9 protein-coding genes are annotated in these 14,228 nt (G+C 48.2%); all 9 read right to left on the bottom strand.

All coding sequences use genetic code 11. The features are described from left to right. Positions 1–6: 6 nt before the first annotated feature. The 9 genes from ABZR88_RS01080 to ABZR88_RS01040 all read right to left on the bottom strand — a co-directional run bounded on the left by ABZR88_RS01080 (position 7) and on the right by ABZR88_RS01040 (position 14,225). Positions 7–1,146: an exo-alpha-sialidase gene (locus ABZR88_RS01080; protein ID WP_107829233.1), complete on the bottom strand. Its 1,140-nt coding sequence runs from the start codon at positions 1,144–1,146 to the stop codon at positions 7–9. 227 nt (positions 1,147–1,373) lie between these two features. Further along, positions 1,374–2,090 (bottom strand): DUF3826 domain-containing protein, encoded by a 717-nt coding sequence (locus ABZR88_RS01075; RefSeq protein WP_107829234.1) that lies wholly within the window; start codon positions 2,088–2,090, stop codon positions 1,374–1,376. A 35-nt stretch (positions 2,091–2,125) separates the two neighbouring features. Then, on the bottom strand, positions 2,126–4,852 hold the full coding sequence (locus tag ABZR88_RS01070) for a glycoside hydrolase family 78 protein (RefSeq protein ID WP_107829235.1): 2,727 nt from the start codon (positions 4,850–4,852) through the stop codon (positions 2,126–2,128). A 341-nt stretch (positions 4,853–5,193) separates the two neighbouring features. Further along, positions 5,194–5,655, bottom strand: a complete 462-nt coding sequence (gene tnpA, locus ABZR88_RS01065; protein WP_107829236.1) for an IS200/IS605 family transposase — start codon at positions 5,653–5,655, stop codon at positions 5,194–5,196. Positions 5,656–5,659: 4 nt separating this feature from the next. After that, positions 5,660–8,458 carry a glycoside hydrolase family 2 TIM barrel-domain containing protein gene (locus tag ABZR88_RS01060; RefSeq protein ID WP_107829237.1) on the bottom strand — a complete coding sequence of 933 codons (2,799 nt, stop codon included), beginning with the start codon at positions 8,456–8,458 and terminating at the stop codon, positions 5,660–5,662. An 8-nt stretch (positions 8,459–8,466) separates the two neighbouring features. Next, positions 8,467–9,918 carry a sialate O-acetylesterase gene (locus ABZR88_RS01055; RefSeq protein ID WP_107829238.1) on the bottom strand — a complete coding sequence of 484 codons (1,452 nt, stop codon included), beginning with the start codon at positions 9,916–9,918 and terminating at the stop codon, positions 8,467–8,469. Positions 9,919–9,920: 2 nt separating this feature from the next. Then, on the bottom strand, positions 9,921–11,759 hold the full coding sequence (locus tag ABZR88_RS01050) for an exo-alpha-sialidase (protein WP_245917068.1): 1,839 nt from the start codon (positions 11,757–11,759) through the stop codon (positions 9,921–9,923). Positions 11,760–11,765: 6 nt separating this feature from the next. Beyond that, on the bottom strand, positions 11,766–12,665 hold the full coding sequence (locus ABZR88_RS01045) for a glycoside hydrolase family 43 protein (protein WP_245917069.1): 900 nt from the start codon (positions 12,663–12,665) through the stop codon (positions 11,766–11,768). Positions 12,666–12,836: 171 nt separating this feature from the next. Continuing rightward, positions 12,837–14,225: a glycoside hydrolase family 140 protein gene (locus tag ABZR88_RS01040; RefSeq protein WP_107829240.1), complete on the bottom strand. Its 1,389-nt coding sequence runs from the start codon at positions 14,223–14,225 to the stop codon at positions 12,837–12,839. Between the last annotated feature and the right edge of the window lie 3 nt (positions 14,226–14,228).

Here is a 14,228-nt window from a genome sequence, read left to right as displayed (position 1 = left end):
TAAATCTTATAATTCTTTGGTGTTACCGTCTTTTACAACAGGTGCGGTGTAACCAGTCATGGCAGGCCATACGCCGTCTTTAATTTCTTTCAACTGCACTTTAGACAGATCAATCACAACGTGTTTGATCCGCAGCCTGCGCCAGGTGTACACAATGTGCACTTTGCCATCTTTAGCCTGAATTACAGAAGGATAGCTATACTGACTGATTGGCGAATCTTCCAGAATAGCAGCCGCATACCATTTAACACCATCGTTAGAGATAGCTACGTTAAGCGGGGTACGCGCACCTTTGGTCAGTTTACCCGGAGGCAGTACGTGGTTATAAACCAGCAGCTGGCGGCCGTCTTGCAGGGTTACTGCATCGGTACCAGAGTTATTGTTTGGCAGAGATGTTTTAGTTAATGGCGACCAGGTTTTGCCTTTGTCTTTAGACCATGAGGTCAACACTGCACGGTTTAAGCTACGAGCCAAAATTTGCAAACTGCCATCTTTATGGAACAGGATGCTCGGCTGAATAGCGTTAACAGAATCTTTCGGTGGGTTGATAGGGCCAATCATGGTCCAGGTTTTACCCCAGTCTTTGGTGGCCTCAAAGTGTACTTGCCAACCGTTTCCTTCAGTGCTTGAAGGGCTCATCAGCGTAACACCGTCTTTCAACAGTACCGGTTTATTTTTGATGGGGCCGAGGAAACCCGGAGGCAACGCTTTCTGCTCAGACCAGGTGATACCACCGTCTTTAGAGCTGCGCATAAAACCTTTCCAGGTTGATGGGCTCGGGCCTATTTTATAAAACAACAGCAAATCGCCGCCTGGGATCTGGTACAATACCGGGTTCCATGTTGGGTAACGCAAAGTGTCATTCTGAATACCGTTAGCAACGTTTATGGCTTCGGTCCATTTACCGTTTACCAAACGGCTCACCCAAATACAAACATCAGGGTTACGCTCTTTGGTACCGCCAAACCACGATGCCACAAAGCCGGTAGGCGTTTCTGCAATGGTTGAGGCATGACACTCAGGATATGGTGCCTTCTCGTAAATAAACTCGTCGGTTACTACACCTTTCTGCCACAGTTTCAGCTGCGCGAAAGATTGCCCCGCTATGGTCAGGGCCGCTGCTAGTATTAATAGTTTCTTTTTCATTCTGTTATTCAAATGTGGCCTATTTCGCAATGATAGCGATAGGTTTAAAACCCATCGCTATGGTATAAAATTTATAGCTCATGCGAGCAAGGACTTGTGCGATTCCCCTCTTGAGAGGGGTGTAGGGGTGTGTCCTTTATTCATGCTGACTAACACACCCCTGCAGCCGCACCTTACAACGCGCCCCCTCTCAAGAGGGGAATTTGTTGTGTCGAAATATTTTAACTTTAATTCTTTTTCGCGTCGCCTCCGGCAGCAGCTGCTGCTGCTTTTTTAGCTTTCTGGGCATTAACGTAATTGCTGAACAGCTGGTGCCAGTTACGGCCATGCTCGTTCAGGTATTGTTCGTTTTTAGTTTTGTAGATCTCAAAAATAGCCGAGATCTGTTTTACGTTTTTAAAATCTACCGCTTGCTCACGTGCCTGTTTCAGGTTAGCTAAGATAGCAGCTTCTTCGGTTGGAGTAAGGTCTGGAACGATTGATTTATAACCATTCAGGGTAAACGCAACTTTACCGATGGTGTATTTATCCAGAATAGCTTCTACCTGTGCCTCGGTCAGGTCTTTACGCAGACCGGTCATCAGGTTTTCATGTACTGATTTTGGGATAGATGAAAGCACAATGATCTGACGGTCCATCGCGCTCAGCGGTTTACCGCTGAATGGATCAATACCGGCAGGCACTTCGTCTGCAGTGTGTGCGTTGTTCCAGTCGCGTACGGCTTTCAGGTGGGTAGCTATTACGTCTTTAACCCGGGCTTCTTTAGCAGCATCATTTAGTGTAAGTGAAGCAGCCCATTCGCTGGCTTTCTTATCAACCTCTGCATCAGCTTTAGCAGCAGCTTCTGGTGACGGTGCAGTTTTAGCAGCCGGTGCCTGTGCAAATGCACCACAGCTTAACAGCAGTGCTACTGCCGCGATTAAAAACAATTTTGATCTTTTCATACTGTTCATTAATGGTTATTGGTTATGGTGATTGGTTATTTACTCTCAAAGTTGTAGGTGCCAGAACCTACCTGGAACACAGCGCGACCGTTTTCCATTTTTATAAATTTCACATCCGCCGGTACTTTCTTACCGCCTTCAGTCACCGCGTTAGCAGATGACGCAGGCACATAAACAGTAGCCGTGGTGTTGGCCGGAACGGTTACGTTCCACTTAAAGCCGCTTTTGTTTTCCCAGCTACTTTTCACTTCGCCGTAAGGAGTTTGGTACGATGCTTTCACATAGTCTAAACCCTTGGTAGTTTGCGGATACATCACGATGTCTTTATAGCCTGGGGTAACAGGCTTAATGCCACTCAGATCTTCATAGAACCAAACCACTAAATCGCCCAGCAGCATGATGTGGTTACGCGAGTTCATGGCCGGATCTGCGGTATCACCATTCCATAGCTCCCAGATGGTAGTGGCACCACGTTTTACCATGTAGCCCCAACCCGGGTAATCTTCATTGCTGGCCATTTGCCAGGCCAGATCAGGGCGGCCGTATTCGGTCAGTCCGCGCATGATCCATTGCGTGCCAATTACACCGGTACTGATGTGCCCGTGGCCCTCGTTCACCGTTTTATCAACAATATTTTTAAACACCTGCTGGCGGTACTGCGCCGGCGTGATACCGAAATATAGCGGCAGCAAGTTGGCCGTTACCGTGTTGTTGGCATACTGATAGGTTTGTTTATTGAAGTACGTTTTGTTAAACGCATTCTCCATGCTCTCTTTCTGCGCGGTCCAGGCCTTGGCCTCATCCGGTTTGCCAGACAGGGTGGCAAACTTTTTCATCAGATCAAGGAAGTGAATATAATAGGCCGTTGCAATAAGCGGCCCAGCCGTAATGCGCGAGGTATCTTTAGCGTGGATGAGTTCCAGGCTCTCTGGCGGCATGCACCAATCGCCATATTTATCTTTGGTGATCAGGCCGTCTTTACCGTATTTGTTGCGCATGTAATCCATCCATTTTTTCATGGAGGCATAGTGCTTTTTAATTGGTGCGGCATCACCAAACTGGCGATACAGCATATCACCAATCAGCAGGTAAGTACCTGGCCATGTCATGTTATCGCTATAGTAATTCCAGTAAGCCGGAGCCACATCAGGGATGGCGCCGTCTGGTTTCTGGGCCTGCTCAATATCATCCAGCCATTTGGCATACAGGTTACCGTTACCAAAAATGAAACTCTCGCCCAGCGAGCCTACCGCTCTGTCGCCCAACCATGGCATACGCTCATTACGTTGCGGACAGTCCATCGGCATACCTTTATAGTTGCTCAGGATACCCCAGTAGGCATTTTTATAGATCTGGTTTACCAAAGGGTTTGAAGTTTCAAAACTACCGATAGTTGGCAGGTCATCATACACCACCTCGCCAATAAAATCGCTCATCTCCGGCTTGCCGGGATAACCTTCTATCGATACATATCTAAATCCGTGGAAAACAAAAGCCGGTTTCCAGGTTTCTTCGGCGCCACCTTTCAGGGTATACACGTCGGTCACCTTGGCATCGCGCAGGTTGGCAATGTACAGGCTCCCGTCAGGTTTCAGGGTTTCGGCATATTTCAGCGTCACCTTGTCGCCGCGGTTACCTTTCACTTTCATTACCAGCCATCCCGAGAAATTCTGTCCCATATCCATCACCCACTCCCCATTTTGGAGTTGTTTCAGGCTTACAGGTTTAACGGTGCCCATTACTTTTATTGGCTCGTTCATTTGCGCCACTATCTTGCCGCCCGGACTTTTCACCAGTTCGGCGTTCAGCCATTTGCTATCGTTAAAGCCAGTTTGGTTCCAGCCGGCAAACTCTTTGGTGGCATCATACTCCTCACCATCGTACTCGTTATTGGCGCGGATCGGGCCATCGGCTGTAAACTTCCAGCTGCCATCGCTAATAATGGTTTGCTTAGAGCCATCGGTATATTGCAACTCCAATTGCAGCAGCATTTTTGGATAACCAAATTCTTTGATCTTTTGTGGCTTATAGATAGGGCGCATGGTAAAGAAACGACCATTACCCAGCACCGTACCAATGGCGTTGGCGCCTTGTTTAATATCTTTAGTAACGTCGAAAGTATTAGAGATAACCGATTGGGTATAGTCGGTTGGAGGAGTGTTCAGCACCTGATCACCAATCTGGTGACCGTTTACAAACAGTTCATAGTGGCCTAAACCAACAATATAAACGGTAGCTTTTTTCAGAGCCGGTTTTACCTCAAACTGCTTGCGGTAATAGCGTGCTGATAAACGTGAGAACTTAGCAATACTATCCCACGGGAAACCATGCTCCGCGCCGATCCATTTAGCAGTCCACTCGCTTTGGTTAAGCAGGCCTACGGTCCACTGAGCCGGTTGGCTCCATTCGCTGGCCCCGGTGCTGGTCCACACGCGTACTTTCCAAAAACATGCAGCCCGGCTGGTTAATGCCTGTCCAGCGTAGGGCACCATGATAGAGGCCGATGAGGTCACCTTTTTGGAGTCCCACAAATCGCCGGTATTAGCAGCCAGCTTTCCTGGGGTTGATGCTACCAATACCTGATAAGCTACCTGGTTGGTGTTGCGTGCATCGGCAGCGATCTGCCAGCTCAGTCGCGGTTTGGCGGTGCCGATACCTTGCGGGTTCGTCAGCATTTCGCAGCGCAGATTTTGTAATCCCACACCCGCAAATGCCAGGTGATGGCACAGGGCAATGATGATTATGGTAGTTAGTTTTTTCATTTAAGTTTTATAAGCGGTGGTTAGCCGTATTAATTGGTGTTGTTTTATCGTATGTCAAAAAGTTAGCGTGGCAATCGTTTAAACGTTGTTAGCCAACAGGCCGCTCCTACGGAGCTCTGTTTTGAGAAATCACATTTCTACAAACAGGTCGCCCCTCTGGGGCTTTTATTTGCAAGGAACCACATTTCTACAAATAGCTCGCCCCGCTGGGGCTTTTATTGGCAAATGGGCATGTGGGTCATTCTTGATATGCCAGGCAAGCCCCAGAGGGGCGACCTGTTTGTAGAAAACGTTAACCAATTGCATCAGCCCCAAAGGGGCGGCCTGTTGGCTAAACCTAACTACACATACCACTCAAACAAATACCGTTCGTCATATTCCACCTCAAACCGGTGCAATAACTCCAAATATTCATCTTTGAATGAACGCACGCCGTGATGTTTTTCCTGATTCAACACGTAATTGATCACGGTATCTAATTGACTTTTTGAATACGAAAACGCACCGTAGCCCTCCTGCCAATTGAACTTGCCGCGTACCCATCGCTGATCATTAATAAATCCTGACGAACCGGCTTTTACATCTCTTACCAAATCTGACACACTGATATCACCCTTCAATCCAACCAACAAATGCGTATGATCTGGCATGCAAAACACCGCCAACAATTTCTGCCCGCGCTTCTCAACAATCCCCGAAATATATTTATGCAATTCCTCGCGATTGCCACTGCCAATCAAATTTTCGCGGCCTTTGACCGCGAAAATGATGTGCACGTATAATTGTGTGTAGGTATTGGCCATCTCCTTATTTACCCGAGAAATCGAAGTAAAGGTTGATGGTGAGCGCCATATCTACGTTTTTGTAATAATCAAAATACTTGTTCGGGAAACCCTGGGTACCCAACTTGTCGGCTTTCTGTGATTTGGTGCCGATTGGAGTGATACCATTCATAAACGAGATATCGCCCGATGGGAACGCAGGTGCCGTGTTGTACACTTTGGCCGGTTGCGCCGGCGTGAACAAACGCATAAATACGTCGCGACTGTCGCACACAATGGTAATCGGTTGCTCTTTGGTGTTCAGCTTCATCCAGTACAGGTTGCTGTAGTAGCCTTTAAACTCAGGATACTCCACTTTGCCGCCGCCGGTGATGGTGTTGTTGTAGGTTTTATCCCACACGTTCATGGTTACACCCTTCATACGGTTTTTCCATACACGGTACGGACCATCGCCCATGTAGCTTACGCCTTTAACATCTTTTTCTGGGAAAGAGAAGCTTACGCCCAGCATGTTGCCTTCCTCGCCTATCGGCCAGTATTTCACGGTCATGCCCACCCAGCCAGATGGATAGATGGTCCATTTCAGACCGGCCATATTGGCTTTTCTTTCGTATTCGGCTTCTATCACCAGGTTCTCACCTTCATAACGGTGACTCAGTTTCTGGAAACCTGTTTTCTCAAAACCTTCTGCCAGTACCGGGCCGTTGTTGAATGGAATTCCGCCTTTGCCGTTCTTCACTTTCATCAGCTGACCGTTGTTGCGGTTAAACTCCAGCTCCAGGCCGCCATTTGCTTTTACTTTGTAAAGCGAATCAGTTTCGCTGATCTCTGCTTTAGTACCGCCGGTCAGCGTAATCATGCGTTTGGTTACCGCATCATGCGTAACAATTGGCCAGCTCCAGGTATACAGTTCGTTTTTATCCGGACCGTAAGCAGTCAGGTACAACACGTCATAGTTCGACCAGCCTGCCGGTAAACCCATTTGCAGGGTACCAAACTGACCAGGCGCTGCATCGGGCGCTACAATCGGGCCAGATTTATCTGGGGTGGTTGATTTTTGGTATGGATTGCCCAGTTTAGCCAGACGATATTTAAAGGTACACTGTTTCAGGTTGGTGTACAGGTAACGGTTCTCAATACGCAACTGACCGTTAAACTCTGGGGTGATATCGCGGTCTTCAATATGTACCGGGCTCCAGATCTGTTTGATGGCAAAGTAGCTGCCCTCTTTCTCATGGAACGGACCGAGGATACCATCCGGCGCGTGATCGCCGTCGCCATCCAGCATGCCGCCTTTATCGTTACGCACTACGTCTTCATCAGCAAAAACCCAGATGAAACCGCCGGCCGAGATTGGGGTATGATACATCAGCTCCCAGAAATCTTCCAGACCTGCACCGGCACCGCCGTCATACAAACCGTGTAAAAACTCCGTAGGGAAAAATACGTCATGACCATGCAGCGCAGTGAACGTACCGTAATCATAATTAATATAGTGCTGGGTGTTGGTGCCCTCGAAGGTTGTCCACGGGTGGATCAACGGGCGTTTTTGAAGATCGTAATCTTTAAACAGGTGATCCAGATCGAAGTTGAAACCGCCCTCGTTACCATTATCCCAAACTACGATGGATGGGTGGTTCACGTCGCGGGTCAGCATTTCTTTTACCAGTTTTGAACCTACCGGGGTATCGTAATGGTTGTGCCAGCCGGTCAGCTCATCCAGAACAAAAACGCCCAATGAATCACACACATCCAGGAAATGGGTATCCGGCGGATAGTGCGACATACGCACCGCGTTCATGTTCATCGATTTGATCATCTTCACATCCTCTATGCTGCGGGTTTTGCTCATGGCACGACCGGTTGTAGGCCAGAATGAGTGGTGATCGACCCCCTTAAACTTAACCTTCACGCCGTTCACGTAGATACCATCCTGACGGCGCAGTTCAACGGTACGGAAACCAAACCGTTGTTTTACGGTATGCACCGCTTTGCCGCCCTCGGTATAAGTAAATACTACGTTATACAGATTTGGCGTTTCAGGCGTCCACAATTGAGGTGCAGCCAGGCGAGATTTTACAAATACAGAAGTATCGCCTGCTTTAACCGGTGAGGTAAATGGCGCACCGAATTTCTGTCCAGCCAGCGTATAAATTTGTGCCGATACCGATCCTGCTTTAGCATCTGTCAGTTTTACCTGTGCGGTAAAGCTGCCATCAGCCTTGGCATTAACCGCCCAGCTTTCCAGGTGGGATACCGGCACCGCTTCCAGCAATACCGGACGGAAAATACCGCCGAATACCCAGAAATCGCCCTTACGCTCGGCACCGTTTACGGATGCATTGGCCGATGCTTTTGAAACCGTTACCTCCAGCAAGTTTGGTTTGCTGTAGTTGAGCAGTTTGGTAATATCATATTTAAAACGATAGAACGATCCCTGGTGAACTGCACCGACGCTTTTGCCGTTCAGTTTCACTTCGGTATCGGTCATTGAGCCTTCAAAAACCAGGTTAATGGTTTTGCCCTGCCATGCAGCAGGCACAGTAAACTCATGCTTGTACATACCCTTCTCGTTTAAACGCAGGGTATCTTTATCTAAACCATAGTTAAACTTACCAAAGCCCTGAAACTCCCAGTTTGATGGAACCGGAATTTTGGTCCACTTGCCGGAGTTATTGCCAGCGGTACAAAAGAAATCCCAGTCAACGGTATGGTCGCTGCTGGTACCTGATAGGTATTGCACCTGTGTATTTTGCGCGCGGGCGCTCAATCCTGCGGCGGCCAGCAGCGCAAGCAACAATGGTTTACGTACTAGTTTTATCATTTTAGGTTTTAGTTTGTTATAGGTTTAAAAACGTAAGGGGTATTGGTTCTGAAAGGCACTGCCGGCAAACCTGCTTTGTTGTAAAAGTTTGGATTTGCCGCCTCGTCCCAGGCAAAACGTGCTGCTGTTGGCTGACTAACAGACGCTGCCGATACATATACTTTATCCCCTTTTATCTCAGCCTGGGCGGGAACAAACACGCCGTCGCTGCCTGCAATTTCAAAATTTGTAAGCGGTTTACCGTCATGGCTTATCAGCCCGCCATCGGTGTATTTAAAACTGAGGACGATTTTATTGCCTGATGTGGCCATTCCGCTATACAACGGGCCCGATGGCACCACATTTTTAGCACCATAAGTATTAGCCATGGCCTGCAATTCTAACCGGCGACCGATCTCCCACTTGTAATGTGGGTGCAGGTTATCCAGGTTCTCATTCAGGTCGGTAGTTACCACCATACCCGTGTAAGGAATTTTTAGCGCCTGAGCTTGGCCTTCGCGCAGTTCAGGTTCGGTATAGATGGTATATTTTTTAACTGGGTCTTTTACTGTTGAGTAACGGAACGGTGCAATCTGCACATAATAGAACGGCAATTTTTTATCGCTCCATAAAGTGCGCCAGTTGTTAATCAGCGCATCCATTTTGTAGGCGTAAGTGATATTCTCATTCAGATAAGCGCCAGACTCTCCCTGATACCACAAGATGCCTTTGATTGCAAAGGGAGCCAGTGGCTGAATCATGTTGTCATAAAACTTACCGGGATCGCCATCAACTCTGATATTATTTTCTTTGAAATAAGGCTCATTAACTAAAGCCTCACGAGACACCCAAGGCTCAATACGGCTACCCGGACTTGATGAAGCGATAATACCCACCGGCACTTTCAAATCCTCGTTCAGGTGTTTGGCAAAGAAATAACCAACAGCCGAAAAATTGCTTAAAGCAGCATTCTCTGCAACTGCCCAGCCTGCATGTGTGGTGTCTGGTTTGCGCAGGTTTTTGTTGGTTACCAGGAAAATCCGCAGCATGTGGTTGTGCGCATACTTCAGCTCGTCAACCGGCCAGTTACTCGTGCTGTCTGGTTTTTGCACTTTGCTGTTTTTGCGCATCTCATACGTCATGTTAGACTGACCGGAAGCCAGCCAAACCTCGCCCACCAAAATATCATCCAGCTTGATGGTATTGGTTCCGCTGATGGTCATTGTTTGGCCCTTGGCCGATGCCTGCATTGGGTCCAGCAATACCTGCCAATGGCCTGCGGTATCGGGCATGGCAGTTTTGGTTTGCTTGCCAAATTTAACGGTCACCTTTTCGCCTTGCGCGGCGGTGCCCCAAACGGGTACGGGTTTGTTGCGTTGCAAAACCATGCCGTTGCCCAATATGTTGGGCAATGTTACCTCTGCACGGGCAGCGGCGCCGGCCATCAGCATTAAACCTAATATGAGTGCGCTTTTACGCATAATTAATAAGTGCTTGATTTAAACGATTTGATATAATAAGCAGCCGGTTTAGCCTTCTCTCCCGGGTTTTTCAGATCATACATCTGATCAGTCGGGGTATCAGCATCCGGGAAACGGCGCACACCGCCAGTACGGAAGGCCACGCGGCTCACTTTCAATACGGGGGCAAAAAACAGGCTGGTCAGCACGTCTTTACCGTTCACGTTTACGGTGTAAAAACGCGTGTCAGTATTCAGTTTCACGCTCACGTGGCAAACCTCATTCGGCTGGTATTTAAAGAAGTTTTTATCGCGATAACCTACCTTGGCTTTGAATTGGCCGGTCGAGTCGATAGTTAAACGGATGGCCGGTGTACCCCGCTCATCCTGAAACTCAATATCCAGCATACCAGTATTGTTCTGGCCGGGGATGATGGTAAACTCAGTCTCCACTTTTTTATTAGCCGGGATGGCACGCTCTGCCTTGGCATAATCAAACGGATCCCAGTCTTTCAGTGCAAGAGCTTTAGAGCCATCAGGCGCTTTGTCAATTTTGGCGGGGCACCACAGGCCGCTGTAGGTGTTCCACTGGTCCAGTTCTTTACCGGCTGGCAGGGCGTTAAAATCCTCGTTAGCCTGGGCAGTTACCTCGCTAACGATAGGCACCGGGATTGATGTTACCCAGATATCCTCTTTGTTCATGCTATAGGTAACCCACTCTTTACCGCCTGGGATTACGCCGTTACCCTCAATAATACCACGGGTATATTGCGGGCCGTATGATTTGTAGTTGCCCCCGTAACGCAGACTGGTAATCTCGCCGTTTACCAGCAACAGGTTTTTATAGTTCAAACCATCATCGCTCACAGAAACAGCCAGCGGCCAGCGAAACTCCGAAGGATTGTAAACGGTTGAGTATTTACCATCTGAAGTGCGCTGACCCCAGATTTTAGCATTGGAGTTTACAAAACGCGGCGCGCGTGCAGCATTTTCAGGCCAGGTTTTACCATTATCGGTACTAATGGCAGTCAAGGCATATTTCCATAAACCAACCACACGGCCGTCAGGCAGGTGATAAAAGTTAAACGCTTTATAATCTTTATGCAGCGGGATAAGCGGATCTTTTTTATCGGTTTCTTCTACCCATTGCATCATCATCAGCGGGTTAGCCATCAGCTCATCACAAGCCTGTATAAAGCCTTTGTCTTTGCTTTTTTTGTAGAAAGGAAAAGAGGTATTGCTCTCGTTCCATTTTGGGTTGTAATGAACGAAATAAATCGGTCCGTACTCTCCGTTTGGCAGCACCTCGCGCACCACGCGACCGATACCCAGGCCGTCATTCGGGTCATCATGTGCATCCAGACAAATGCCATAGAAACCCAATACCAGCAGGCGACCAGATTTTGCGGTATAAAAACCCATACGCTGGTGCATCACTGCGTCCAGGTTTTTGGCAACGCCTTCAACACCTGGCTTGGTAGTACCGTCAGGAATACGATAGATTGGGAAAATCTCTTTTGGTTTTGACCAGTTTTCGCCGTCTTTAGAAGTAATCATCAGCGTATGGCCCGGCGGAACGCTCTCGCCTACCTTATCGCTTAGGTATTCTACATAATAAGTGTTATGCCAGTAGGCCAACATGGGCGCGTGGTTATAGGTAAAACCAAAACCATCAGCCTCTTCAGGATGCTCGCGGTTAGCGCGGAAGATCTGCATGTTGTGCACGCCAACTGCCGGAGTCAACTGTCCGTTATGATAATCAACATTTGAAACCGTGTTACCAACGTAACGCACGGTATCCTGCGCGCAGGCCAGCTGCGCCGCCAGGGCAAGGGAAAATAAGCAAATCGCTTTCTTCATCATTATATTTTATTTAGGCGTGGCTTTTAGCAATTGGTTTAATTCTTTAGGAGTGATCTTAAAGAGGGTGCCATGCTTATGCCCTTTAGGCACGCTCACGCTGTCTGATATATTGGTAAAAGTTTTAAAATCGGGGGTGCTGATAGCGCCGTATCTTTTCAGATCGTACGAATCATAATAAATGAGCCAGTTGTTGCCCACTTTAATAGCCGATGGACCTTCGCTGAACTTCTCTGTAAAACGCGAAGTATAGTCATGATACGGGCCAATTGGATTATTGGCAAAAGCCACCAGGATGTTGCGGTTAGGACGGGTGTTATCTTTCATCACCAGCACATAATCGCCTTTGCCACGTTTCACAATCTCAGCATCAATCACGCTGAAACCGGGATCGAGGAAAAGTTTAGTCGGACTAAAAGTTTTGAAATCTTTGGTGATGGTGTAGTACAGACGATGGTTGTTGTCCGCGTCCTCCTGCCCTTTCGGGAAACGGCCGGGGATGCATGATGCCCATACAATGATAAATCGGTCCTGCTCGTCATCATAAAAAATTTCAGGTGCCCAGGCGTTCACCGTCGTCGGCTCGTAACTCATTACATCGATATGCTGCTGTGCCGACCAGTGGATCAGGTCTGGCGATGACGCGTAACCAATGCCTTGATCGCCTTTCCAGCCGGTGGTCCACACCAGGCGGAAGATACCATCTTTACCACGGGTGATGGATGGATCGCGCATGATCTTGGCTTTACCAGCTTCCGGTTTCAGGAAGATGTGGTTAAGATCGTTCCAATGATAACCGTCTTTACTGTAGATAAAGCGCAAGCCACTATCCGCAGGCTCATGGAACGAGGTAGAAACGTAAACGCTTCTGCCCGTTTTACAGGAGGCCAGCATGACTGCAGCGGCCATCAGTAGGAAGATATGTTTAATAGTGTGTTTCATTTTAAAACATTGTCATTGCGAGGAGGAACGACGAAGCAATCTCGTCGCTTTATTATCCATGTGACGAGATTGCCTCGTCACCCTCTTGCTCAGTCTTTCGCGTTCCTCGCAATGACAAACAGTTTATTTATTTTTGAACTATATCGAATCCAATACCAACACCCAGTCGTTACCATTCTTCTGCTCGCCCGGAGGGTTGAATTTCATGGCAGCGCCTTTGGTCATCGTACCAATAGTGGTGCTCTCGCCCGTGCGCGGATTGTACCACGAGGCTTTCACTTTAGCACCCTCCAGTTTGGTGGCATTCACGGTAAAGTTGCGGCCGTTGTAGGTGTATACAAAGGCGTAGTTTTTACCACGGGTAGCCAGCAGGCGGTTATATTTTACACCGAGTGAACCTGCCACCATGCTCTGATCTGGCACGCGCTCAAAATAAGGGCGAGACAGCATCAGCTTTTTAACCCACTGCATTTGCTGTGCACCTAGATTGTTGATGGATTTATACCACATTTGGGTTGAGCCATAAGCGCCCACCTTCGAGTCGTTGTCTTTGTGCATCTGCATTACATCGTTGTTACCATAGGTGTAACCGCAACCGCCGGCAAAAACCGACCAGTATGCATAACGGCGCACATCGGCGTCGGTCCATAATGGTAATTTGATATTGTGCAGCCCCCATGGGATGCGCTCGTATGATGGTTCGGCATCCAGGGTTGGCTTGGTTGGCTTCAGATTATAATCTACATTAACATAACGCCAGTTGTCTTCACCATAGTGCAGCTTCTCGTTCTTAGAGGTATCCTGCGCGTAGGTGCGGTGGCCCGATTGAAATGTATTAAAATCCAACCAGCTCTGGTTATGAAACCAGGTTGATGACTGGGTACGACCACGCGGGTGGTAGGTAACCAAATGATTTGGATTCAACTGCTTCAACGTACTACCAATAGCGTTCCAGGTAGAGTTGAACAGCGATCCGGCAATATCGCCGCCGTCCATCCAGATCACATTGGTGTGATCCTTATAACGCTCGGCCAAAAAAGTAGCATATTTAGTTGCCGCCTCCGGACCAATTTTGCTCGACTCCACTACCGAACCCCATACCGGCACCATGGCCACATACAGGCCTTTCTCGGCCGCTTTGTTAACAATGTAATCTACATGATCCCAGTAATCATATTCAGCTTTCTTGGTGGGATCATTGCCCGGAGTAACTTTGGGTGTGGCGATGTTCTTGCCGGTCAAGGCAGAATCACCGTAGGCATTCACTTCTTTTATGCTATGCACCACCATTACCTGTACCACGTTAAAGCCTTGTTTGGCGCGGGTATCCAGGTATTGATCTGCTTCTTCGCGGGTTAGCTTTGAAAACAGCAGCCAGCCGGTATCGCCCAGCCAGAAAAACGGTTTATCATCAGCCGTAAAAAAACGATGGTTGGCCGATACCTTTAGTGCGGGCAGCTGCTGTGCATCAGCCCCGGTTAAGCATAAAAAGGCAGCCAAAGCTGCCATTAAGGTTTTTTTTATCATATC

This window comes from Mucilaginibacter yixingensis (genome assembly GCF_041080815.1).
Classification (GTDB): Bacteria; Bacteroidota; Bacteroidia; order Sphingobacteriales; family Sphingobacteriaceae; genus Mucilaginibacter; species Mucilaginibacter yixingensis.
This window is presented reverse-complemented; position numbering and strand designations above follow the sequence as displayed.